The following is a 24,342-nucleotide window of genomic DNA, read 5'->3' as shown; positions in this document are numbered from 1 at the left end:
GAGCCTAGGCGAGGCACCGAGTGGAGGGGCAGGAGCCTTTTGCTTACTTTGGGGCTTTTCCAAAGTGAGTCGCTGTAAGAGCGAAACCGCCAGCCGCCGTGACCGCAGCAACGGATATGTACCCCCTCATCCCTCACCCCACAGCCCTAACCATAATCCCCCCAAACAACTCCGACTCCAGCCCCCCCTGCAACCACCCCTGCAAAGCGCCATAGGGCGTCTGCGCAAACCACTCCCGATCCACATGCGCAAACTGCCGAACAAACGGCAGCAGCGCCATGTCCGCCAGGCTCGGATGCCCGGCCAGCAGATACCGGCGCTGCTGCAACAAGCCATCCAGCCGCGCCAGAAACACCTCGCCCTGGGCCCGGTAGTGCTCCATGGGCGCCTCGGGATAGCGCTCGGCGTACTTGTAGCGATTGAGGTGCACCTTGAACACCTGGTCATTCTCGGCAATCAGCGCCGCCATCTGCGCCTGGGCCGCCGGGTCTGCGGTCAGTCGCCAATCCTCGGGGTCGTGCTGCTCCAGCGCCCAGTGCATGATCTCCAGGCTTTCATCGATCACCCGATCCTTCAACGCCAGCACCGGCACCGTGCCCTTGGCCGACAGCGCGAGCATCTCGGCCGGCTTGGCCTTGAGGCTGACCTCGACAATCTGCACTGCCACCCCGGCATAGCGCAGGGCCAGTCGCGCGCGCATGGCGTAGGGGCAGCGGCGGAAGGAGTAGAGGGTCGCCTCGGGCGTGGGCAGCGTGCTCATTGCACCTCCAGGGTGCTCAGGCCGTTGCCCTGGCGGCTGACCTTGATCTGTACCGGAATCCGTTCGTGCATTTCCTGTACGTGGGAAATCACCGCCACTTTGCGCCCCTGGGCCTGCAGGCCGTCGAGGGCGTCCATGGCCAGTTGCAGCGACTCGGGGTCGAGGCTGCCGAAGCCTTCGTCGATGAACAGCGATTCGATCTTCAGGGTGCTGGAGGCCATGGAGGCCAGCCCCAGGGCCAGGGCCAGGGACACCAGGAAGGTTTCGCCGCCGGACAGCGAGTGCACCGAGCGCAGTTCGTCGCCCATCTCGGTGTCCAGCACCAGCAGGCCGAGCATGCTGCCACCGCGCTTGAGGCGGTAGCGGCGCACCAGCTGGCGCAGTTGGGCGTTGGCGTGGTGCACCAGCAGGTCGAGGTTGTAGGCCTGGGCGATCTTGCGGAATTTGTCGCCTTCGGCCGAGCCGATCAGGGCGCTGAGCCGGGCCCAGCGCTGCCACTCGGCGTAGGCCTGTTCAAGGCGCTGGTTCAGCGCCTGGTTGGCGGCCTGGCGGCGCTGGTCTTCGCTTTGTCGGGCGCGCAGGTCCGCCACGTGCTGTTCGCTGGCCTGGGCCTGTTGCTGGACGTCTTCCAGGGCCTGGGTCAGTTGCTCGGCCTCCAGGTCGCCGTTGTGCTGGGCCTGATGCTGTTCCAGGCGCTGCTGACGCTCTTGCAGCAGGACCTTGGCCTGTTCGATGGCCTTGTCGTTGTCTTGCAGGCGCTGGCGTAACTGCTGGAGCTGTTCTTCGTCCAGTTCCAGCAGTTGTTGCAGGCCGGCGTCGTCCAGTTCCGGGTGCCCGGCGCGCCATTGCTCGATGCTGGCGGCCAGGTGTTGCTGTTCGCTTTCCAGGGCTTGCAGGCGTTCTTCCCGGGCCTTGAGTTCGGCCCCCAGCTGGATCGCTTGCTGGTGCAGTGCCTGCTGCTGTTGCTGGGCCAGGGCCTGGGCGCTGCGCGCCTGTTCCACGGCCTGCTCCAGGTGCTGTTGCCACTGCTCGGCGCTGGGCTGCTGGCCCAGCAGGTCGGCCAGTGTGTGCTGGCAGGCCTGTTGCTGCTGGTGCTGGGTTGCGAACTGCTGCTGGGCGTCGGCCAGTTGCTGCTGGCGGGTCAGTTGGCGGTCCTGTTGCTTTTCCAGGGCCAGCTGGCGCTGTTGCTGTTCCTCGGCTTCTTCTTGCTGCTCGCGCAGTTGCTCGATGCGTTGCAGCACTTGCTGGTCGAGCTGCATGAAGGTGCTGGCCGGGTCGCGACGCAGGCCGTCGAGCACCTCGCCCGGCAGCAGATTGCTGAAGCTGGCCAGTTCTTCGTCCAGGCGCTGGCGGTCGGCGCCCAGTTGCTGTTGTTGCTTGTCCAGGTGCTGGGCCGCCTGCTGGCTGGCGTCGATGGTCGCTTGCAGCTGGTTTTGCAGGCGCGCGGCGTCCTTTTGCAGGGTCAGCAGGGCGCCCTGGCGATGTTCATCCTGGGTGATGCTTTGCTGCAGTTGCTCCAGCTGCTGTTGCAGCCAGGCGTCGCGCTTGACCGGCGTCTGGTCGAGCAGGCTGGCGCTCAGCGGGTGGGCTTGCAGGCTTGGGGCCAGGGCCTGTTGCTGGGTCGCCAGTTGCTCCTGCTGCTGGAGGAATTCCTTCTGCTGGGCAATCAGCCCCTGGACCTGGGCTCGCAGTTCGTTGAGCTGTTCCTTGAGGCTGTCCACCGCCTTGCGGGCACCGGCTTCCTCGCTTTCATCGTGGCGCCCGAGGCTTTGCAGCAGGGCTTCGGGCTGGTGGTAAGGGTGCTCGACGCTGCCGCACACCGGGCACGGCTGATCCGTCTGCAATTGCCCGCGCAGCTCTTCGACGCTGGCGCTGCGGGCCAGCCGCTGACGCTCCAGCAGGGCCTGGGTGACGCTCAGGGTCTGCTCGGCCACCAGCAGCTCGGCCTTGGCTTGCAGGCCGGCCTTGTTCAGTTCATCGCGCTGGCTGGCCACGGCCTGCTGTTTGTCCTGCAGGGTCTGGCCGCGCTGGTCCAGCTCGCGCTGCTGGGCCCAGAGCCGCGCCAGCTCCTCGACGGCGCGCTGCTGCTTGCGGTTGTCCTGGAGCAGGGTGCCGAGCAACTGGATCTGCTCGGCCACCGCCTGGGGCTCGGCCCCGGCTTCGCTGTAGAGCAATTCGAGCTGCGCGCGCTGCTCGCTCAGTTGGGCGGCGGCGCTGGCGGCGCGCTGTTCCAGGGCCGGCAGTTCGGCCTGCCCCTGGTGCAGGCGGTTGCCGATCAGCATCAGTTGTTGCAGGCGTTCGCGGTAGGCGTTCCAGGCCTCGCTCAAGGGGCCGAGGGCGACGCTGTGGGCCAGTTGCCCGGCGATCCGCTCCAGGCGTTCAGCGACTAGGCGCTGCTGTTCCAGCAGTTGCTGGATAGCGTGCTGGCCTTCGGTACTGGCCTGTTCGGCGAGCGCCCGTTGCTCTTGGGCCTGGCTCAGGCTTTGCCCCAGGCGCTCCAGGTTGGCCTGCTCGGCAAAGGCTTCGCGCAGCCGCGGTGCGCTGGCGCTGTGCTGCTCCTGGGCCTGGGACAGGGCATGGCCGGCGTCCAGCAGTTGCTGTTGCAGGTGCTCCTGTTGCTGTTGCAGCTGGCCTTGCTGTCCCAGCTGCTGCTGGATCTGCTGGCGTAACGGCGGCACGGTGGTCCCCAGCTCGGCCTGGCGCAGGAACTGATGACGCTGCGGCGCCAGCTGTTCCAGGCGTTGCAGGCGCAGGCGCTCGGGCGCCAGGGCCAGGGCCTGCTGCTCGGCCGCTTGCAGTTGCTCGGCGGCGCTTTGCCGGGCTTCCTGCCACTGGCGCAGCTCCTTGAGCCAGCTGTGCTGGGCTTCCAGCTGCTTGAACCGGGCCTGTTGCTCCTTGAGTTGTTGCTGCGCATCGCCCAGCTGCTGTTCCAGCTCGGCCCGGGCCTCGGGTTCCAGCGCCACGATGCCGCTGGCCTGGGCCTTGAGCTCCTTGTGGGCGTCTTCGGCTTCCTTGCTCTTGCTGTAGGCGCGGCGCCCCAGCTGGCTGTAGACCGCGGTGTTGGTGAGCTTTTCCAGCAGCTCGCTGCGTTCCTTGTCATCGGCCTTGAGAAAGGCGCTGAATTCGCTCTGGGCCAGCATCACCGCACGGGTGAACTGCTCGAAGTTGAGCCCCAGGCGGGCTTCGATCAGCTGCTTGTATTCGCTCTTGCTCTGGTTGCTCAGCAGCTGTTCGCTGTCCAGGTCGCTGAGGTTCTGCCGGCTGCCTTGCAGCTTGCCGGTGGCCTTGTCGCGGGCGCGGTTGGTTTCCCAGCGGGCGCGGTAGCGGCGGCCGTCGATGCCGACGAAGTCCACCTCGGCGTAGCCGCTGCCGGTGCCGCGGCGCAGCAGGGTGCGCGGGTCGCTGGTGAGGATCTCGCTGTCGACTTCCGGCACCTTGGTTTCGCGGCCGATATTGTTCAGCCGCGGCACCGCGCCGAACAGCGCCAGGCACAGGGCGTCGAGCAGGGTGCTCTTGCCGGCGCCGGTGGGGCCGGTGATGGCGAACAGCCCGGCGCTGGCCAGGGGTTCGGCGGTGAAGTCGATCTCGAACGGGCCGGCCAGGGAGGCCAGGTTCTTCAGGCGGATGGCCAGGATTTTCATGGCTGTTCACCTTCTTGCTGAACGTCCTGCAACAGCAGGGCGAAATCCTTGAGGGTGGCGTCGTCCACCTCGTTGGCGTAGGCGTCGCGCCAGGCGCGGCGGAACAGTTCTTCGGGGTTGAGCTGGTCCAGTTCGATCAGCTGGGCAGCGGCGTCTTCGCCATCGCCTGCGCCCTTGCCGGCGTATTCGGCGGCGATCCGCACCAGGCGCACGGCCTTGCCTTGCAGGGCGCTTTCCACTTGCTGGCGCAGGTCCGGCTGCGGTTCATCGAGGCGCACCCGCACTTCCAGCCAGGGCTGGCGCTGTTCTTCGGCCAGCAGGTCGATGTCCGGCAGCTCGCCGAGCTGGCCGAGGATTTCCCCCAGGGGCGCCGGGCCCAGGCGTTGCAGGTTCACCGCGCGGGGAATCAGCCGCGGTTCGACGCTGACCAGGGTCTCGCCGTCCAGGCGCACGTCGAGGATCTGGTGTTGATAGCCGATCTCGGAAAACGACAGCGGGATCGGCGAGCCGCTGTAGCGGATGCGCTCCTCGCCGTTGACCTTCTGCGGCTTGTGCAGGTGCCCCAGGGCCACGTAGCTGATGTCCGGGCCGAACAGGCTGGCGGGCAGGGCCTCGGCGTTGCCGATGATCAGGCTGCGCTCGGAGTCTTCCGAAATTGAGCCGCCGGCCATGTGCGCGTGGCTCACCGCCACCAGGGCCTGGCCCGGCTGGCGCTTGGCGTTGGCCGCGGCGATCAGCCATTCATGGACCTGGGCGATGCCCTTGAGGTAGTCGTCGCCCAATTGCCGGCCGGTGACTTCCGCCGGCCGCAGGAACGGCAGCGCCAGGCACCAGCCGGCGATCTGCCCGCTGGCATCGGGCAGCGGCAGCAGCAGGCGCTCGGCGTCCAGCTGGCCGTCGTCCAGCCACAGCACCCGGCCCAGTGCGTGGGTGCGCAGGCGGCGCATCAGCGGCGCCGGCAGTTCGATGCGCGAGCCGGAGTCGTGGTTGCCGGCGATCATCACGACGGTCAGGCCCGGTTGCTGCTCGTGGGCGCTGACGATGAAGTCGTAGAGCCGCTCCTGGGCGCTGACCGGCGGGTTGACGGTGTCGAAGATATCGCCGGCGATCAGCAGCACATCGGGCTGTTCATGCTTGAGCTGGCGCAGCAGCCACTCCAGGAAGCAGGCGTGTTCGAAGTCGCGTTCCTGGCCGTGGAGGTTCTGGCCCAGGTGCCAGTCGGAGGTGTGAAACAGACGCAAGGCAGGCTCCGCATGCAAATGGCTTGGCCGCACAGAAGATGACCGCGGCGAAAGGGCAGAGAGTTTACTGGCAAATACGTCTTCATGCCCGGCGCCGTGGCAAAAGCCCCGGCGCCGGTAGGCGGGTGCGGGGCATTTCAGTGGCGTGGCGCGGTGGCGCCCTGGCCGGCGCGCACTGCGCTGGCGGTGCAGCCGAAGTGCTGGCGAAAGTGCCGGGCGAGCTGGGCCTGGTCGGCAAACCCCCAGCGCGCGGCCAGTTCGCCGATCGACAGGCGGCAATGGGCGTCGCGCAGTTGGCGGTGCACCGCCGTCAGGCGCTGCTGGCGAATCCACTCGCCGAGGCTGCAGGGGCCGTCGGCAAAGAGCTTGTGCAGGTAACGCAGGGAAATGCCGCAGGCGCTGGCGATCTGCCTGGGGTTGAGCTCCGCCGAGCCCAGGTGCTGCTCCACATAGCCTTCGATGCGTTGCAGGTGCAGGGCGGCCAGGCTGGAGCTTTCGCTGCTGAGCACCCGTTCGTCCTGGCGCAGGGTCAGCAGCAGGGTCGCCAGTGCCTGCTCCAGCAACATATGCCGCGCCGCCGGGGCGCATTCGTCGAAGCGTGCGGCGCACATGGCCAACTGGTCGGCGAAGATCCGCCCCAGCCCGCGCCGGGCATCGAAGCAGAAACGCGTGTAGCGCTCGGCGCCGCGCAGCTGGCCGTGCAGGGCCTGTTCTGGCAGCTTGAACACCCACAGGTCGTTGTCGCTGGCGTAGCGAAAGCGGTAGGGCGCGTCGCCCCGTTCGAAGATGAAGCTGCCGGGGCGGCACTGCAGTTCGCGGCCGTCCTGTTCGAACAGCACCTCGTGGCGTCGGGGAATGGTCACCAGGTAGCAGGCCTGGGGGTCATTGCTGACCTGCGCCTTGCTCCGCGAATAGCCCAGCCGGCTGGAGCGCAGGCGTGACAGGGCGAGGGCACTGCTGGGGGTTTCCCAGATCCGCAGGTTGCCCTGGAACGGGCCGTCGCTGCTGAATTCCAGGGACAGGGGAAAGTACGCGTTGCCAATGGCCTCGGCCCAGCGGGGCTGGCATTGGTGCGCGGGCCAGTAACGGGTGGAAAGCTGCTGAACCATCATCACTCCTGCTTTTTTGTGTTTTTTAGTCAGGACAGCACCGGGTGGTCAGCCACGGTGCCGGTGATCTTTGGGCAAAAGCCCGGGTGGGTCAATCAGCAGGCGTCAGCCGGTAGCAGGCCGAGGGCGCGAGCGTCGCTTGCCAGCCCGGTGGCACCACGATGTTGGTGGTGGCTTCCTCGATCACGCAGGGGCCGGTGAGGGTTTGCCCGGCCTGCACCTGCTCGCCGTGGTAGACCGGCGTCGCCTGCCAGCCGCCGGCTTCGTCGAACAGCATCGAACGCTGTTCCCGGGGCGCGGCTGGCAGCGGGTGCTCGGGGATCGGCAGTTCCGGCAGCGGTGGGTGCTGCAGCCGGGCGATCACCGAGCATTCCAGGTTCACCAGCTCGATCGGGCTGTGTGGTTCGCTGTAGGAAAACAGCGCCTTGTGCCGGCGGTGGAAGGCTTCGCGCAAGGCACTGAGGCCGGCCGGGTCCAGCGTGTTGCTGGCCAGTTCGACGCTGCATTCGTGGATCTGCCCCAGGTAGCGGATTTCCAGGTGGTACTGGGTGTCGACCCGGTTGCCGTTGCTGAAGCCGTCCTGGCGCAGGTTTTCCAGGCCCTGTTCGCGCAGCCGGGCCAGGGTCTGGTTGAGCAGCGCCAGGTCCACGTGCGTGTCGTCCAGGCGCATGGGCAGGGTGGTCAGCTGGTCGTAGCGGATGTCCGAGAGTATCTGCCCGAAGGCGCACAGCCCCGAGGCCACCTTGGGAATCAGCACCACCTGGCTGCCGATCTCCTCGGCCAGGCGGATCACGTGCATGCCCGCCGCGCCGCCGGCGCCGATCAGGGCGAACTGGCGCGGGTCGTAGCCGCGTTCCACCGAGACCCGGCGGATGCCGCTGACCATGTTCAGGTTGACCAGGGTGATGATCCCCAGCGCCGCGCGCTCGACGCTGATGCCCAGGGGCTTGGCGATCCGGCTGGCGATGGCCTCCAGCGCCGCTTGGCGTGACAGGCGGATGCTGCCGCCGAGCACGGCGCCGTCCGCCAGGTAGCCCAGCACCAGGTTGGCGTCGGTCACCGTCGGCTCGCTGCCGCCCTTGCCGTAGCACACCGGCCCCGGGTTGGCGCCGGCACTGCGCGGGCCGACCTGGAGCATGCCGAAGGGGTCCAGGTGGGCGATGGAACCGCCGCCGGCGCCCAGGGTTTCCACCTGGATCATCGGCACGCCGATGCGGTAGCGCAGAAAGTCGCTGTCCTTGCTGAAGTTGGTGCGTCCGCCCTGGCTCAGGGTGATGTCGAAGGAGGTGCCGCCCATGTCCACGGTGATCACGTTGTCGATGCCGAACGGCCGGGCCACGCACAGCCCGGCCTGGGGCGCCGAGGCCGGGCCGGAGTTGATCGCGTTGACCGCCCGGGTGCTCATGATCGCGCCGGGGGCCAGGCCGCCGTTGGACTGGAAGTAGCGGGTCGGCTGCTGGGCCCCCAGTTCCTCGAACAGGCTGTCGATGCGTTCCACATAGCGTTGCATCACCGGGCTCAGGTAGGCATTGACCACGGTGCTGGAGGTGCGGGTGTATTCGCGGATCTGCGGGAACACTTCATTACCGGTGCAGACGAAGACCCCGGGCAGGGCGTCGCGTACCAACTGCGCCGCGCGCCGCTCGTGGGCCGGGTTGCGCACCGACCAGACAAAGGAGATGGCTACCGCCTCGACTTCCTGCTCGCGGAAATACTCGATGGCCCGCAGGATCGCCGCTTCATCCAGGGGCGCGTGCTCCTGGCCGTCGCTGCGCATGCGCCCGCCGATCGGCCGGCGCAGGTGGCGCGGCACCAGCATGTGTGCCTGGGGATAGCTGGCGTCGTAGCGGTGGCCGTCTTCCTTGTGCCCCAGGCGGATCTCCAGGCTGTCTTCGTGGCCGTCGGTGCACAGCAGGCCGACCTTGACCCCGGTCTTCTCGATCAGCGCGTTGAGGGCCACGGTGGTGCCGTTGATGCACAGGTCGCAGTCAGCAATGATCTGCGCCGGGCTGCGGCCTGTGGCGTCGGCCATTTGCGCCAGGCCGTTGCGGATGGCCAGGGTGCCGTCGTGCGGGGTCGAGGGGGCCTTGAACAGCTGCACGTTGCCGAGCGAGTCGGCGAGGATGAAATCGGTGAAGGTGCCGCCGGCGTCGATGCCCAGGCGATAGTGTTGCTTGCTCATGCGGGGATGCTCCGTGGGCTCGGGTTCAGGGGCGGGTGCGCAGGGCGCGGGTGGCGTCGTGGTCCAGGCGCTGCTCGGCGTCGAACACCACGCCGTAGTCCAGGCGTGCGCCTTCCAGGGAAATCAGGCCATTGCGCAGGTCTTCGGCCACGCGCTCCAGGGGCCGCAGGAACGGATCGCCATAGCCACCGCCGCCGGGGTTGAGGTTGATCACCCGTTCGCCCGGTTGCGCGGTCAGCTGCGCATTGTGCTGGTAGCTCTGTTCCTGGCCGTCGGCGCGGCGATGGGTCAGGCGCCCGAGCTTGGGCGCCAGCAGGCCGTTGCGCGCGCCCGCGGCACCGGCGGTGGGCAGTTGCCGGCCTTCGCCGAAGCCCACCACGGTCATCGGGTGCTGCAGGGGTTCGATCTCGATGCAGGTGCCCGAGCCCCCGCGAAACTGCCCGGCGCCGCCGCTGTCGGTGATCAGGCTGTAGCGGTGGATGAGGATCGGGTAGGCGTACTCCAGCAGCTCGATATCGCCGGACATCAGCGCGCCGAAGCAGCACAGCGGGCCGCAGGCCGGCCAGCCGTCCATGGCCTGGTTGGCCCCGGCCCCGGAGATGATCGAGGCCAGGACCATGGTCACGTACTCGGCGTTGTCGTGGCGCGGGTCGTGGCCGGCGATGTTGATCCCGCTGGCGTGCCCCCAGGATGCGGTGACCCGCTCCGGCGCCGCTTGTTCCAGGGCCTGGCGCACCGCGTCGGCGAGGGTTTCCATGGGCGTGGTGGTGCTGTTGACGTGGGGCGCGGGCTCGCGGGCGTTGCACAGGGTGCCGGGCTCGCCCAGATCGACGCTGATGCAGCGGTACAGGCCCTCGTTATAGGGCGGTGGCACCTGGGCGAACATCATCAGCCCCAGGTACACCCCGGACACCGAGTTGCCGGCGTAGGAGTTGATGAAGTAGGGCACCTGGGGCGGGCTGTCGATGCGCACATGGGCCTGGTCGCCGGTGATGCGCACCTGGGCGCTGATGGTCAGCTGGCCCAGGCCGTGGCCCGAATCTTCCAGCACCGCGCTGCCGTGGTAGAGGCCGTCCGGTACTTCGCGCAGCAGCGCGCGCATGTGCCGGTCGGCCATGTCCTTGAGTTCGCTGATGCAGGCCCGAACCTGTTCCACGCCGTAGCGTTCCAGCAGCTCCAGCAGGTGCCGCTCGCCCACGCTGCAGGCGCCGTATTGTGCATTCAGGTCGCCTTCCTGGTAGGCCCGGGCGCGCATGTTGGTCAGCAGCAGGTTGATCACGTCTTCCCGGCGCTGGCCCTGGGACCAGAGCTTGACCGGCGGAATCCGCAGGCCCTCGGCGTAGATCTCCTTGGCGTCCGGGTTGTAGCCGGCGGGCACCGGGCCGCCGATGTCGGTGAGGTGGCCCTTGCACACCGCCCAGAACACCAGCTCGCCCTGATAGAACACCGGCTTGTACATGCAGCAATCGAGGATATGGCTGCCCTGGTAGGCCGGGTCGTTGTGGTAGATCACGTCGCCTTCGTGGATGTCGTCGCCGAAGAACCCGGCCACGCATTTCATCGCCGGAATCAGCGAACCGAGGTGGATCGGGATGTCCTGGCCCTGGAGGACCATTTCCGGGAGGTGGTCGAACAACGCATTGGAATAGTCGTGGGCCAGGTTGAAGACGCTGGAGCGGCCGGTTTTCTCCAGGGTCAGGGTCATTTCACGCTGGGCGGTTTCCAGCGCCCCTCGCACCACGGCGAGGGTGATCGGATCTACTGTGCTCATGGCTCACCTGAGTTCTTGTTGTTCTCGGGGTGGGGCGCAACAGCGGTTGCGCCCACGGCCTTAAGCTACGCGCAGGCAGGCACGCCTGGCTTGTCGTTGGGAGCACCGTTTTTTGTGCATAAGGGAACTGGAGAGCAGCGGCCAGTGGCAAGCGGCAAGACTGTCGGCGCATGATCCCTTGCAGCTTGCAGCTTGCAGCTTGCAGCTTGCAGCTGCCCCTATTTGGGGTAGAGCGGCGGCAGGCTGGTGGTGTCCGCCAGCGGGGCCTGGACCCGTTCGTCGATCGGGATGGCGCGGATCGCGCGCCACAACTCTTCGCCCTGCCAGTACTGGCCGGTCTCGCTGTAGAGGGCGCCGTTGAGGCCGTCCAGGGCGTCGGACAGCGGTATGAAGCGCGCGGCCATTTCGGCCAGGGTTTCCGGCTGTTGCCGGGCCCAGGCGTCCAGGGCCTGGCGGGTGGCCTGCGGGTCGTTGGCCTGGCAGGCACGCTTGAGGTCGTCCAGCAGCGAGCGCGGGCTGGGCCCGGTCTGGGTCGCGCGCAGCACCGCCGGTTGCCAGCGGGCGCGCCACCACAGGCCGAAGCCCAGCAGGGTGGTGCAGGCCAGCAGCAGGGTGCTCAGTTGCCACAGCCACAGGTTGCCGCTGTCGACGCTGATCGGTGCGTTGCCTGCCGGGGTGTCCACCACCAGGCTCGGGTTGTTCGCCACTTGCAGGGTGCGCGCCGGCAGGCTGCTGCTTTCCAGGCGGTCTGCGCCGGTGTTCCACCAGGTCACTTGCAGCGCCGGCAGCTCGATGTTGCCGGGGCGGCTGGGGACCAGCGCCTGGCGTTCTTCGCGAATGCCCAGCAGGCCCTGTTCGACGTGCTGGTTGCTCAGCTGCGGCTGGTCCGGGTAGCTGCGCAGGCCGTTGACCTCGGGCAGTGGCAGCGGTGGCAGTTGGGTGCTGGAGAGGCCTTCGGCGCGCAGGCTCAGGCTGCGGGTCAGCGAGTCGCCGACCTGCGGGTGATCGGGCTCCGGGCTCCAGCTTTCACTCAGGCTCAGGCTGCGGGCCGGCAGCCAGGGCGCGTCGGCCGGGTAGGCGGCAGGCTTGGCCTTGACCTGCAGGCTCAGCTCGCTGGAGCTGACGTGGATCTGCTTGCCGGCGCGGGGCGCCTGGGCGGTGGTTTCCTGGCCCTGGTCGGGGTTGGCCAGCGTGGCGCTGAAGGTCAGCGACGGAATCGGCAACGGACCGCTGCGCTGGGGATAGAGCGCGTAGCGCATCTCGATCACCCCGTGGCGCACGCCGTTGATGAGTTTTTCGTAGGTGCGCGGCTCGCCCAGCTGCTCCACCCGGGCATCGTTGAGCTGCAGCGGGCTCAGGCTGCTGTCGTCGAACAGCGGCACCGAATGGTAGATGTGCAGGGTCAGCAGGGCCTGGGCCTGGACATAGACGCTGGGCTGGTCGAGCTCGGCTTCGATGAACACCGGCTCCAGGCGCGTGTGTTGGTCCTGCGCCGCGCTGGCGTTGACTTGCAGGCTCAGGGCCTGGCTCTGCAGGTTGCCCAGTTGCAGCGGGGCAATTTCCAGGGTGCCGGTGTGGCGCGGCAGCAGGGTGACGATCCAGCGGGTGTTGGCACGGTTGTCCCCCAGGCCGTTGAGCTGGTTGACCTGGCGCGTGCCGCGCACTTCGAACTGCGCTTCCAGGGGCGCCAGGTCAGGCTTGCCGAACTGGGTGACGTCGGTGGATTCCAGGGTCAGCTCGACGGTTTCCCCGGAATTCACCTGGCTGCGGTCCAGGCTGGCGAGCAGGCCGGCAGCCTGGGACTGGCCAGTGCAGAGCGCGAGGGCAAGCAGTAGGGTGGTGCAGCGGGTCATCGAGTTTTTCCCTGATCCTGATGTTGTTGCTGTTCGTACCAGAATTTACGCCTGAGCAGTTCACCCGGGTCGTCGGGGATCTTGCGCAGCCATTGTTCCAGCGCTTGCTGGTGTTCAGCGTCCAGGCTGTCCTCCACCGGGCGCAGCGGGGTGGTGGTGTGCTGGTCATCCAGTTCGCTGCCGGGCACGTCGCTGTGGCCGGCGGCCTGTGGGTCCGACGGCGGCGTCTGGCCGTCGCTGGGGGGCGTCTGGCCCGGTTCCTGCGCGGTGTCGCTGCCGGGCGGTGGCTGGGTGGCGGCGCCGTTGGGCCCCGGGCGAGTGTCGTCGTCGCCTTCGGGGTTGTCCGGTTTCTTCGCCGGTGGCGGTTCCTCGGCCTGGGCCTGTTGCTGTTGCAGCAGGCTTTCCACCAGGGCCTTGTTCTGCAGCGCCGGTTGCAGGTCCGGCTGGCGTTCCAGAGCCTGTTCGTAGGCGTCGATGGCGGCTTCCAGCTCGCCGCTGCGGGCCAGGGCATTGCCGCGATTGTAGTGGGCACGGGCATCGTTGCCCTCGGCAAAGCGCTCGGCGGCGGCATTGTAGTTGCCGGCCTCGTACAAGGCCACGCCTTGCCATTGCGGGTCCTGGAAATGCCGCGCGGCTTCGGCCGGGCGCTGTTGCTCCAGCAGCCGCTGGCCTTGCTGGTCGGGGCGCAGCCACAGGTCGTTGAAGTCCAGGGCGTAGCTTGGTTGTGGCACGGCGAACAGCAGCAGCGGCAGGCAGAACAGCCAGCCGCGGCGCCCGGCGCAGGCGGCCAGCAGCAACAGTGGCAGCAGCAGCCAGTAGCCCTGGTCGGCCCAGGTATCCAGGCGCAGGGTCTGGCCGTCGTTGCGCACGCCCTGGGGGCCACCGAGCAGGCCCAGGCCCTTGAGGTCGCTGTCGTCGAGGCGCGCCTGGCGGTAGCGGCCGCCCATTTCACCGATGAATTGCTTGAGGCCCGGGCTGTCCAGGTGCGACACCAGGATCGCGCCCTGGTCGTCCTTGAGGTAGCTGCCGTCTTCCAGGGCCACCGGGGCGCCGTCGCGGCTGCCAAAGCCGAGCATCAGCAACTGCGGTGCGTCGCCCTTGAGCGCTTGGCGGATGCCCTGGCGTTCCTGCTCGCTGAGGGACGCGGCCATCAGCAGCACCCGGCCCTGGCCCAGCGCGCCCTGGTCCAGCAGCTTGAGGGCCTTGAGCAGGGCCAGGTCGGCGCGCTGGCCGGCCTGGGGCATGATCGACGGCTTGAGCGCGTCCAGCAGGTTGCGGCTGGTGGCCAGGTCGTCGGACAGCGGCACCAGGGTGTGGGCGCTGCCGGCGTAGACCACGATCGCGGTCTGTGCGTCGCTGCGCAGTTGCAACAGGTCCAGCAACTTGTGCCGGGCCTGTTCCAGGCGGTTGGGCGGCACATCGTCGGCGAGCATTTGCGGGGTCAGTTCCAGCAGCACCACCAGCGGGTCGGCGGGCTTCTGGCTGGTCTGCTCCACGCGCTGCCAGCTGGGGCCGAGCAGGGCCAGCACCGCCAGCAGCCAGGCCAGCCCCAGAGCCACCCACGGCAGCTTGCTTTCGCGGCCGTTGCCGCCGCTGAGCAGGGCGGCGTGAAAGGCCGGGGGCAGGATCATCTGCCAGCGCCCGGCGCGTTTCTGCCGGTGCCAGAGTTTCCACAGCAGCAGCGCCAGCAGTGGCAATACCAGCAACCACTCGGGGCGGAACCAATGGGGCCAGAGGCTGATCATCGACGCCTCCGCAAGCGCAGGCGCTTGAGCCGCTGGCGCCAGTCATGGGCGGGCAGCAGGAAGTTCGATTCGGTGAAGAAGCGCTGCAGCGGGTTGTGCGGCCAGCGCTCGCGCAGCACCAGCAGCACGCTGAGCAGCAGCGCCGTGGCCAGCGGCCAGTGGTACAGGGCCTGGGCCGGGCGCGCCTGGGTCGGCTGCTGGGCCACCGGTTCCAGCTGGTCGAGGGTTTCCTTGATCGCCTGCAACTCCTGGCCGTCACGGGCGCGGAAATAGCGGCCGCCGGTGACCTGGGCCAGTTCCTTGAGCGCCGGTTCGTCCAGGTCCAGGCTCGGGTTGATGCCCAGTACGCCCAGGGTGGCGCTCTGTTCCGGGTCGGCGCCGATGCCGATGGGGTAGATCTTCACCCCTTCCTCGGCGGCCAGCCGGGCGGCGGTAATGGGCGCGATTTCGCCGCCGTTGTTGGCGCCGTCGGTGACCAGGATCAGCACCCGGCTCTGCGCCGGACGCTGGCGCAGGCGCTTCAGGGCCAGGCCGATGGCGTCGCCGATGGCGGTGTTCTTGCCGGCGATGCCGATCTTCGCTTCATCCAGCCAGATGCGCACGGTGCGCCGGTCGAAGGTCAGGGGCGCCTGTAGATAGGCTTTGCTGCCGAACAGGATCAGGCCGACCCGGTCGCCCTCGCGGTGTTCGAGAAAGTCCCCCAGCAGGTGCTTGACCAGGCTCAGGCGGCTGACGTCTTCGTCCTGCCACTGCATGTCGGGGAAATCCATCGAGCCGGACACGTCCACCGCCACCAGCAGATCGCGGCCACTGGCGGCCACCGGCAGCGGTTCCCCCAGCCATTGCGGGCGCGCTGCGGCCAACAGCAGCAGGACCCAGAGCAGGATGAAGCGCACTTGCTGGCGCCAGGCCGGCAGGTGCGCGCGGGCGCGGCGCTTGGACAGGTTTTCCAGGTCGTTGAGAAAACTCACGTTCAGCGCCGGCTCGCCGCTGTCGGCCGCCGGCAGCACCAGGCGCAGCAGCCAGGGCAGCGGCAGCAGGGCGAAGATCCACGGCCAGGCGAACTCAAACATGCTTGCGAATCCAGGTGTCCACCGCCTGGGTCAGGCCGGCGATGGCTTTGTCGTCGAGCTTGCACTCGGGCTTGTAGGCGCCTTCCACCAGCACCATCCAGCGCGTCAGCCCGGCGGCCGGGCAACGGTTATCGAGGAACGCCAGCCATTTGCGACCGTTCAGGGTGTGGCTCTGGCTGTAGGGGTAGTGGTTGCGGCACAGGCGCTTGAGCAAGGCATTCAGGGCCTGCAGCCAGGCGCCGGCCGGGGCGCCGTCATAGGGCTTGGGCAGCAGCGCCAGTTCCGCCAGGGCGGCCAGGCGCACCGGGTCCAGGGGTTGTTCGCCGCGTGCCTGTACCGCCTTGCGTGGCCACAGGTGGCGCCAGTGCCAGAGGGCGAACCCCAACAGCGGCAGCAGCACGGCCAGCAGCCACCAGCCCGGGGCCGGCGGCCACAGGCTGACCGCGGGGGGCGGTAGCAGCGGTTGCAGTTGTTCCAAGCTGCTCATCGGCCGGCTCCGGGGCGCTGCGGGTTGAGGTACTCGCGCAGTTGCTCGACCATCTCGCTCTGGGTGCTCAGGGGCATCAGCAGCACCCGCAGCTTTTGCGCCAGGCGCTCCCAGCGGGCGATGCGTGCTTCGCTCATGGTCCGGTACGCCTGGCGCAGTTCGTAGTTCAGGGTGTCCAGTTCCAGCTGTGCGCCGCGCTCGGCAAAACGCAGCAGGCCGGCGGCGGGCAGGGCGTGGTCGAGGGGGTCGGACAGCGGCATCAGCAGCAGGTCGCAGTGCTTGGAGAGCAGGCTCAGTTGCTGTTCGGCGGCGTCGCTCAGGGCGCGCTCGTCGCAAATCACGATCACCAGGCTGCCAGGGCGCAGCACCTCGCGCCCGCGCAGCAGCGCGGTGCCCAGGGCATCGCGCTGGGGTTGGGCGTCGCTGTGCAGCGACTGGTTGACCCGCACCAGGCGGTTGAGCAGTTGCAACAGGCTCTGCTTGCTGCGCCGCGGCTTGATCTCGTAGTGCTCGTCGTCGCCGTAGACCAGCCCGCCGACCCGGTCGTTATGGCCCAGGGCGGCCCAGCCGATCAGGCTTGCGGCCTGGGCGGCGAGCACCGACTTGAACATCAGCCCGGAGCCGAAGAACAGCTGGCGGCTTTGCTCTACCATGATGAAGATCGGCCGCTCGCGCTCCTCGTGGAACAGCTTGGTGTGCGGTTCCTGGGTGCGCGCGGTGACCCGCCAGTCGATGGTGCGCACGTCGTCGCCGGCCTGGTAGACCCGCACCTGATCGAAGTCCACGCCGCGCCCGCGCAGCTTGGAGTGGTGCAGGCCGATCAGCGGGCTGCGCTGGCTGGGAGTGGAGAACAGCTGCACCTCGCGCACGCGATGGCGCATCTCGATCAGCTCGCCGAGGGTGATGCGAATGCCGGGTTCGGCAACGGGCTGGGTCATGAGGGTCAGGCGACGGCAACGACGTCGAGGATGCGCTGTACCACACGGTCCTGGTCGATGCCTGCCGCTTCAGCCTCGAAGGACAGAATGATGCGGTGGCGCAGCACGTCGAACAGCACCGCCTGGATGTCTTCCGGGCTGACGAAGTCGCGGCCGGCGAGCCAGGCGTGGGCCCGGGCGCAGCGGTCCAGGGCAATCGAGCCGCGAGGGCTGGCGCCGTAGGCGATCCACTCGGCCATTTCCGGGTCGAACTTGGCCGGGGTGCGGGTGGCCATCACCAGTTGCACCAGGTATTCCTCCACCGCGTCGGCCATGTACAGGCCGAGGATTTCCTTGCGCGCGGCGAAGATCGCCTGCTGGCTGACCCGGCGCTCGGGCTTGGTTTCGCCGTTCAGCGCTTCGCCGCGGGCTTGCTGGAGGATCCGCCGCTCGACCGCGGCATCCGGGAAACCGATCTTGACGTGCATCAGGAAACGGTCGAGCTGGGCTTCGGGCAGCGGGTAGGTGCCTTCCTGCTCGATGGGGTTCTGGGTCGCCATCACCAGGAACAGCGGCGACAGTTCATAGGTGCTGCGCCCGACGCTGACCTGACGCTCGGCCATGGCCTCCAGCAGCGCCGACTGGACCTTGGCCGGGGCGCGGTTGATTTCGTCGGCCAGCACCAGGTTGTGGAAGATCGGCCCTTGCTGGAACACGAAACTGCCGGTTTCCGGGCGATAGATCTCGGTGCCGGTGATGTCGGCGGGCAGTAGGTCGGGGGTGAACTGAATCCGATGGAATTGCGCTTCAATGCCTTCGGCCAACTCTTTGATGGCCTTGGTCTTGGCCAGCCCCGGAGCGCCCTCGACCAGCATGTGGCCGTCGGCGAGCAGGGCGATGAGCAAGCGCTCGATGAGTTTTTCCTGGCCGAGAATCTGCGTTGAAAGAAAGGTTCGCAGCGCCAAAAGCGCTTCACGATGTTCCATCGGTGACTGTTCCTGGAGAGGGTGCGCCGCGGGCGTAGAAATAACGTCGAGGCTGGGGGCGATACTTTAATCCATAGCGGGGGTCGGCGACTAACGGGGAACCGCTGATTTAGCGAATTAGTCGAAAAAAAACACCGCCGCCCACCGATTCCCGCGGGCGGGTCCTGTAGCCGCTGCCGCAGGCTGCGCACGGCACGGGTGGCATGCCGGCGCAGGAGGCGCGGGGATCTGGAGGCCGCCCAGGATCGGCGGGCGATCGTCAGGCAAGGTCCTGCGGACCTTTGCGCAGCTTCGCCGTGGCTCAGCAGCGGCTACAGGCCAATGCCGATCGGGGGGTGTAGCCGCTGCCGCAGGCTGCGCACGGCTCCGCAGGAGACGCGGGGATCTGGAGGCCGTCCAAGATCGGCGGGCGATCGTCAGGCAAGGTCCTGCGGACCTTTGCGCAGCTTCGCCGTGGCTCAGCAGCGGCTACAGGCCAATGCCGATCGGGGGGTGTAGCCGCTGCCGCAGGCTGCGCACGGCTCCGCAGGAGACGCGGGGATCTGGAGGCCGCCCAAGATCGGCGGGCGATCGTCAGGCAAGGTCCTGCGGACCTTTGCGCAGCTTCGCCGTGGCTCAGCAGCGGCTACAGGCCAATGCCGATCGGGGGTGTGTAGTCGCTGCTGCAGGCTGCGAACGGCTCTGCAGGAGGCGCGGGGATCTGGAGGGCGCCGCAGGTTCGACGGCGGGTCAGGCCAGTTGGCTGATGTAGGTGCCGGTGCCCTTGAGGATGTTCTGCAGGGTCAGTTCCACTTCGGCCAGGTCCGAGGCCGTGGTGCTGTGGCGGATTTCCAGGTGGTCGGAGCCGTTCAGGGCGTCGGCGTCGGCCGCGGCGATTTCGATCAGCAGGGTGGTGGGGCTCAGGGTGACCTTGACGCCATCGAGGGTCGAGGGCTCGCCGTCGAGGGTGATTTCCAGCTCGTCCTCGTCCGGGTAGCGGCTCATCAGGAACATCTCGCCCTGGCTGCTGTGGCAGCAGAGCATGGCCATGTTGTCTTCTTCGTCGTCGCAGGGGTTGGCGATCAGGTGGGCGGTGGTCATCAGCATGGGGGCATTCCTGGGGCTGGGGCCGGCAGCGGCCGGGCGGTGCAAAAAAAGAAGCAATTCTGCCAGCCCGGGGGAATTTCTGCTGGCCTGTCTGTCTGAGAACAGGTCGTGAACGCATCGGGTCCGGCAGTCGTTTTTGGTACGCAAGTACCCTGAAACCGGGGAAAACCCCTGGTTTTTCCCCGCTGCCTGCTAGTGTTGTTCAGGGCATGACCGCCCGGTTGCGTGCCGTTGACCGAATATGTCGCAGCATCGCAAGCAGCTGTCGCGTTTCACTCGTTAAGCTGCGCAGCGGACATTTTGTTCTCAAGTGCAATAGGTTGTATCTGATTTGCGATGGTCACCTGTAAAGGCATTGCGCGGCATGCCAGCGTCAGTCGTTTTTGCAGATGCCCATCCCCGGAAGGTGAATGTGACCTGTGCGTCTCGTCCAGCTTCACCCACCTGTCATCCTGCTACCTCTGCCCGAGACCAGGAGCAGGATGCAACACCGCCCCGCAAGGGGTTTGCACGCGACGCTTCCATCAATAACAAGCCCAAGCGGAGTACCACAGATGGCGTTCTTCACCGCAGCCAGCAAAGCCGACTTCCAGCACCAACTGCAAGCGGCACTGGCGCAGCACATCAGTGAACAGGCACTGCCACAAGTGGCGCTGTTCGCTGAACAATTCTTCGGCATCATTTCCCTGGACGAACTCACCCAGCGTCGCATGTCCGACCTGGCGGGCTGCACCCTTTCTGCCTGGCGCCTGCTTGAGCGCTTCGACCACGGGCAACCGCAGGTTCGCGTCTACAACCCCGATTACGAACGCCATGGCTGGCAGTCGACCCACACCGCAGTGGAAGTGCTGCACCACGACCTGCCGTTCCTGGTGGACTCGGTGCGCACCGAGCTCAACCGTCGCGGCTACAGCATCCATACCCTGCAGACCACCGTGCTCAGCGTACGCCGTGGCAGCAAGGGCGAGCTGCTGGAAATCCTGCCCAAGGGCACCCAGGGCGAAGGCATCCAGCAAGAATCGCTGATGTACCTGGAGATCGACCGCTGCGCCAACACCGCCGAACTCAGCGTGCTGGGCAAGGAACTGGAGCAGGTGCTGGGTGAGGTGCGGGTCGCCGTGGCCGACTTCGAACCGATGAAGGCCAAGGTCCAGGAGCTGATCGAAAGCATCGACAACAGCCAGTTCCCGATCGCCGCCGAAGAAAAGACCGAGATCAAGAGCTTCCTCGAATGGCTGGTGGGCAACCACTTCACCTTCCTCGGTTATGAAGAATTCGTGGTTGGCGCCGACCAGGATGGCGGGCATATCGACTATGACCCGAGCTCCTTCCTCGGCCTGGCCAAACTGCTGCGCGCCGGCCTGACCGCCGAAGACCTGCGCATCGAAGACTACGCCGTCAACTACCTGCGCGAACCGACGCCGCTGTCGTTCGCCAAGGCCGCGCACCCAAGCCGCGTGCACCGTCCGGCCTACCCGGACTTCGTCTCGATCCGTCAGATCGACGCCGACGGCAAGGTGCTCAAGGAATGCCGCTTCATGGGCCTCTACACCTCCTCGGTGTATGGCGAGAGCGTGCGAGTGATTCCCTACATCCGCCGCAAGGTCGAAGTCATCGAGCAGCGCTCGGGCTTCCAGGCCAAGGCGCACCTGGGCAAGGAACTGGCCCAGGTCCTGGAAGTGCTGCCCCGCGATGACCTGTTCCAGACCCCGGTGGACGAGCTGTTCAGCACCGTGATGTCGATCGTGCAGATCCAGGAACGCAACAAGATCCGCGTGTTCCTGCGCAAGGACCCGTACGGCCGCTTCTGCTACTGCCTGGCCTATGTGCCGCGCGACATCTATTCCACCGAAGTGCGGCAGAAGATCCAGCAAGTGCTGATGGATCGCCTGCAGGCCACCGACTGCGAGTTCTGGACCTTCTTCTCCGAGTCGGTGCTGGCCCGCGTGCAGTTGATCCTGCGAGTGGACCCGAAACAGCGCATCGACATCGACCCGCTGCTGCTGGAAAAAGAAGTGGTACAGGCCTGCCGCAGCTGGCAGGACGACTACGCCAGCCTGGTGGTGGAAAGCTTCGGCGAAGCCCACGGCACCAACGTGCTGGCGGACTTCCCGAAAGGCTTCCCGGCCGGCTACCGCGAGCGTTTCGCCGCCCATTCGGCGGTGGTGGACATGCAGCACCTGCTGAGCCTGAGCGACACCAACCCGCTGGTGATGAGCTTCTACCAGCCGCTGGGCCAGGTGTCCGGTCAGCGCGAGCTGCACTGCAAGCTGTACCACGCCGACACCCCGCTGGCGCTGTCCGACGTGCTGCCGATCCTGGAAAACCTCGGCCTGCGCGTGCTCGGCGAGTTCCCGTACCGCCTGCGCCATAACAACGGCCGCGAGTTCTGGATCCACGACTTCGCCTTCACCGCCGCCGAAGGCCTGGACCTGGACATCCAGCAGCTCAACGACACGCTGCAGGACGCCTTCGTCCACATCGTGCGTGGCGATGCCGAGAACGATGCCTTCAACCGCCTGGTGCTGACCGCCGGCCTGCCATGGCGCGACGTGGCGCTGCTGCGCGCCTACGCCCGCTACCTGAAGCAGATCCGCCTGGGCTTCGACCTGGGTTACATCGCCAGCACCCTGAACAACCACACCGACATCGCCCGCGAGTTGACCCGGTTGTTCAAGACCCGCTTCTACCTGGCGCGCAAGCTCACCAGCGACGACCTGGAAGACAAGCAGCAGCGCCTGGAGCAAGCCATCCTCAGCGCCCTGGACGATGTCCAGGTGCTCAACGAGGACCGCATCCTGCGGCGCTACCTGGACCTGATCAAGGCCACCCTGCGGACCAACTTCTACCAGACCGACGCCAACGGCCAGAACAAGTCCTACTTCAGCTTCAAGTTCAACCCGCACCTGATCCCCGAGCTGCCCAAGCCGGTGCCCAAGTTCGAGATCTTCGTCTACTCGCCACGGGTCGAAGGCGTGCACCTGCGCTTTGGCAACGTGGCCCGCGGCGGCCTGCGCTGGTCCGACCGTGAGGAAGACTTCCGCACCGAAGTCCTGGGCCTGGTAAAAGCCCAGCAAGTGAAGAACTCGGTGATCGTGCCGGTGGGCGCCAAGGGCGGCTTCCTGCCGCGTCGCCTGCCACTGGGCGGCAGCCGGGACGAGATCGCGGCCGAGGGCATCGCCTGCTACCGCATCTTCATTTCCGGCCTGCTGGACATCACCGACAACCTGAAGGACGGCGCCCTGGTGCCGCCGGCCAACGTGGTGCGTCACGACAACGATGACCCGTACCTGGTGGTGGCGGCGGACAAGGGCACCGCGACCTTCTCCGACATCGCCAACGGCATCGCCATCGACTACGGCTTCTGGCTGGGCGACGCCTTCGCCTCCGGCGGCTCCGCCGGTTACGACCACAAGAAAATGGGCATCACCGCCAAGGGTGCGTGGGTCGGCGTGCAGCGCCACTTCCGCGAACGCGGGATCAATGTCCAGGAAGACAGCATCACCGTGGTCGGTATCGGCGACATGGCCGGCGACGTGTTCGGCAACGGCCTGCTGATGTCCGACAAGCTGCAGCTGGTGGCCGCGTTCAACCACCTGCACATCTTCATCGACCCGAACCCGAACCCGGCCACCAGCTTCGTCGAGCGCCAGCGCATGTTCGAGCTGCCGCGTTCGGCCTGGAGCGACTACGACACCAGCATCATGTCCGAGGGTGGCGGGATCTTCTCGCGCAGCGCCAAAAGCATTGCCATCTCGCCGCAGATGAAAGAACGCTTCGACATCCAGGCCGACAAGCTGACCCCGACCGAGCTGCTCAACGCCTTGCTCAAGGCGCCGGTGGACCTGTTGTGGAACGGCGGTATCGGCACCTACGTCAAGGCCAGCAGCGAAAGCCACGCCGACGTCGGCGACAAGGCCAACGACGCCCTGCGCGTCAACGGCAACGAGCTGCGCTGCAAGGTGGTGGGCGAGGGCGGCAACCTCGGCATGACCCAGCTGGGGCGTGTGGAGTTCGGCCTCAATGGCGGCGGTTCCAACACCGACTTCATCGACAACGCCGGTGGCGTGGACTGCTCCGACCACGAAGTGAACATCAAGATCCTGCTCAACGAAGTGGTGCAGGCCGGTGACATGACCGACAAGCAGCGCAACCAACTGCTGGCGAGCATGACCGACGAAGTCGGCAACCTGGTGCTGGGCAACAACTACAAGCAGACCCAGGCCTTGTCCCTGGCGGCGCGCCGTGCCTACGAGCGTGCGGCCGAGTACAAGCGCCTGATGAACGACCTGGAAGGCCGCGGCAAGCTGGACCGCGCCATCGAGTACCTGCCGACCGAGGAGCAGCTCACCGAGCGCGCCGCGACCGGCAAGGGCCTGACCCGTCCCGAGCTGTCGGTGCTGATTTCCTACAGCAAGATCGACCTCAAGGAAGCGCTGCTCAAGTCCCTGGTGCCGGATGACGACTACCTGACCCGTGACATGGAGACCGCGTTCCCGCCAAGCCTGGTGGCCAAGTTCTCCGAGGCCATGCGTCGCCACCGCCTGAAGCGCGAGATCGTCAGCACCCAGATCGCCAACGACCTGGTCAACCACATGGGCATCACCTTCGTGCAGCGCCTGAAGGAGTCCACCGGCATGAGCCCGGCGAACGTCGCCGGTGCCTACGTGATCGTGCGGGACATCTTCCACCTGCCGCACTGGTTCCGTCAGATCGAAGCCCTGGATCACCAGGTTTCGGCCCAGGTGCAACTGGAGCTGATGGACGAGCTGATGCGCCTTGGCCGTCGGGCCACTCGCTGGTTCCTGCGCAGCCGGCGCAACGAGCAGGATGCCGCGCGCGACGTCGCGCACTTCGGTCCGCACCTGGCGGCGCTGGGCCTGAAGCTCGACGAGCTGCTCGAAGGCCCGACCCGCGAAGGTTGGCAAGCCCGTTACACCGCCTATGTCGAAGCCGGTGTTCCGGAACTGCTGGCGCGCATGGTTGCAGGCACCACCCACCTGTACACCCTGTTGCCGATCATCGAGGCCGCTGATGTCACTGGCCACGATGCCGCCGAAGTGGCCAAGGCCTACTTCGCCGTCGGCAGTGCCCTCGACCTGCCGTGGTACCTGCAGCAGATCAGCGACCTGCCGGTGGCCAACAACTGGCAGGCGGCGGCGCGCGAAGCCTTCCGTGATGACGTGGACTGGCAGCAGCGGGCGATCACCATCAAGGTGCTGCAACTGGCCGATGCGCCTGAAGACATGGAGGCCCGCGTGGCCCTGTGGCTGGAGCAGAACGCGAGCATGGCCGATCGCTGGCGCGCCATGATGGTGGAGATCCGTGCCGCCAGCGGCACCGACTACGCCATGTACGCGGTGGCCAACCGCGAGTTGCTGGACCTGGCCATGAGCGGTCAGTCGGTGCTGTAACGGCCTGACCCCGCCCAGAGCAAAAAAGCCCCGTATCGCAAGATACGGGGCTTTTTTATTGCCTGCCGTCGGTGCCG

Annotated in this window: 14 protein-coding genes; 1 reads left to right on the top strand and 13 read right to left on the bottom strand. The window is 67.1% G+C overall.

Translation table 11 applies throughout. The annotated features are described in order from the left end of the window. Window positions 1-133: 133 nt before the first annotated feature. From LXM55_RS04575 to LXM55_RS04515, 13 genes are all read right to left on the bottom strand, one after another. Complete coding sequence (locus tag LXM55_RS04575) at window positions 134-760, bottom strand: glutathione S-transferase (protein WP_233318995.1); 627 nt, start codon at window positions 758-760, stop codon at window positions 134-136. Then, the gene (locus LXM55_RS04570; RefSeq protein ID WP_233318993.1) at window positions 757-4,401 is read right to left on the bottom strand and encodes an AAA family ATPase; all 3,645 of its coding nucleotides are present in this window, start codon (window positions 4,399-4,401) and stop codon (window positions 757-759) included. The genes LXM55_RS04575 and LXM55_RS04570 overlap by 4 nt, the downstream gene beginning before the upstream one ends. Beyond that, window positions 4,398-5,642, bottom strand: a complete 1,245-nt coding sequence (locus LXM55_RS04565; RefSeq protein WP_233318992.1) for an exonuclease SbcCD subunit D C-terminal domain-containing protein — start codon at window positions 5,640-5,642, stop codon at window positions 4,398-4,400. Before LXM55_RS04565 ends, LXM55_RS04570 begins: the two co-directional genes overlap by 4 nt. Before the next feature lie 137 nt (window positions 5,643-5,779). Next, window positions 5,780-6,751 carry an AraC family transcriptional regulator gene (locus tag LXM55_RS04560; protein WP_233318990.1) on the bottom strand — a complete coding sequence of 324 codons (972 nt, stop codon included), beginning with the start codon at window positions 6,749-6,751 and terminating at the stop codon, window positions 5,780-5,782. 91 nt (window positions 6,752-6,842) lie between these two features. Then, a complete protein-coding gene (gene capA / locus LXM55_RS04555) occupies window positions 6,843-8,933 on the bottom strand; it encodes a caprolactamase subunit alpha (protein ID WP_233318988.1) in 2,091 nt (696 codons plus the stop codon). Between the two features lie 25 nt (window positions 8,934-8,958). After that, window positions 8,959-10,704 carry a caprolactamase subunit beta gene (capB, locus tag LXM55_RS04550; protein ID WP_267924100.1) on the bottom strand — a complete coding sequence of 582 codons (1,746 nt, stop codon included), beginning with the start codon at window positions 10,702-10,704 and terminating at the stop codon, window positions 8,959-8,961. 218 nt (window positions 10,705-10,922) lie between these two features. Beyond that, window positions 10,923-12,557 (bottom strand): BatD family protein, encoded by a 1,635-nt coding sequence (locus tag LXM55_RS04545; RefSeq protein WP_233318986.1) that lies wholly within the window; start codon window positions 12,555-12,557, stop codon window positions 10,923-10,925. Next, window positions 12,554-14,302, bottom strand: coding sequence for a vWA domain-containing protein (locus tag LXM55_RS04540; RefSeq protein ID WP_233318984.1), 1,749 nt, complete (start codon window positions 14,300-14,302; stop codon window positions 12,554-12,556). The genes LXM55_RS04545 and LXM55_RS04540 overlap by 4 nt, the downstream gene beginning before the upstream one ends. Next, complete coding sequence (locus LXM55_RS04535; protein ID WP_233318982.1) at window positions 14,299-15,375, bottom strand: vWA domain-containing protein; 1,077 nt, start codon at window positions 15,373-15,375, stop codon at window positions 14,299-14,301. Before LXM55_RS04535 ends, LXM55_RS04540 begins: the two co-directional genes overlap by 4 nt. Continuing rightward, window positions 15,368-15,862 (bottom strand): DUF4381 domain-containing protein, encoded by a 495-nt coding sequence (locus LXM55_RS04530; protein WP_233318979.1) that lies wholly within the window; start codon window positions 15,860-15,862, stop codon window positions 15,368-15,370. Before LXM55_RS04530 ends, LXM55_RS04535 begins: the two co-directional genes overlap by 8 nt. Further along, complete coding sequence (locus tag LXM55_RS04525) at window positions 15,859-16,800, bottom strand: DUF58 domain-containing protein (protein WP_233318977.1); 942 nt, start codon at window positions 16,798-16,800, stop codon at window positions 15,859-15,861. Before LXM55_RS04525 ends, LXM55_RS04530 begins: the two co-directional genes overlap by 4 nt. 5 nt (window positions 16,801-16,805) lie before the next feature. Next, complete coding sequence (locus LXM55_RS04520) at window positions 16,806-17,765, bottom strand: AAA family ATPase (protein WP_003218556.1); 960 nt, start codon at window positions 17,763-17,765, stop codon at window positions 16,806-16,808. 729 nt (window positions 17,766-18,494) lie between these two features. Continuing rightward, window positions 18,495-18,851 carry a hypothetical protein gene (locus LXM55_RS04515; RefSeq protein WP_233318975.1) on the bottom strand — a complete coding sequence of 119 codons (357 nt, stop codon included), beginning with the start codon at window positions 18,849-18,851 and terminating at the stop codon, window positions 18,495-18,497. A gap of 554 nt (window positions 18,852-19,405) precedes the next feature. Between LXM55_RS04515 and LXM55_RS04510 the strand changes: the two genes are divergently transcribed. Then, window positions 19,406-24,265: an NAD-glutamate dehydrogenase gene (locus tag LXM55_RS04510; protein WP_233318973.1), complete on the top strand. Its 4,860-nt coding sequence runs from the start codon at window positions 19,406-19,408 to the stop codon at window positions 24,263-24,265. The last annotated feature ends 77 nt before the right edge of the window (window positions 24,266-24,342 follow it).

Origin of the sequence: Pseudomonas sp. Au-Pse12 (assembly GCF_021341665.1) — a bacterium.
In the GTDB taxonomy this organism is placed as follows: domain Bacteria; phylum Pseudomonadota; class Gammaproteobacteria; order Pseudomonadales; family Pseudomonadaceae; genus Aquipseudomonas.
The sequence above is the reverse complement of the archived record's forward strand: the minus strand, read 5'-3'. Positions and strand labels throughout refer to the sequence as shown.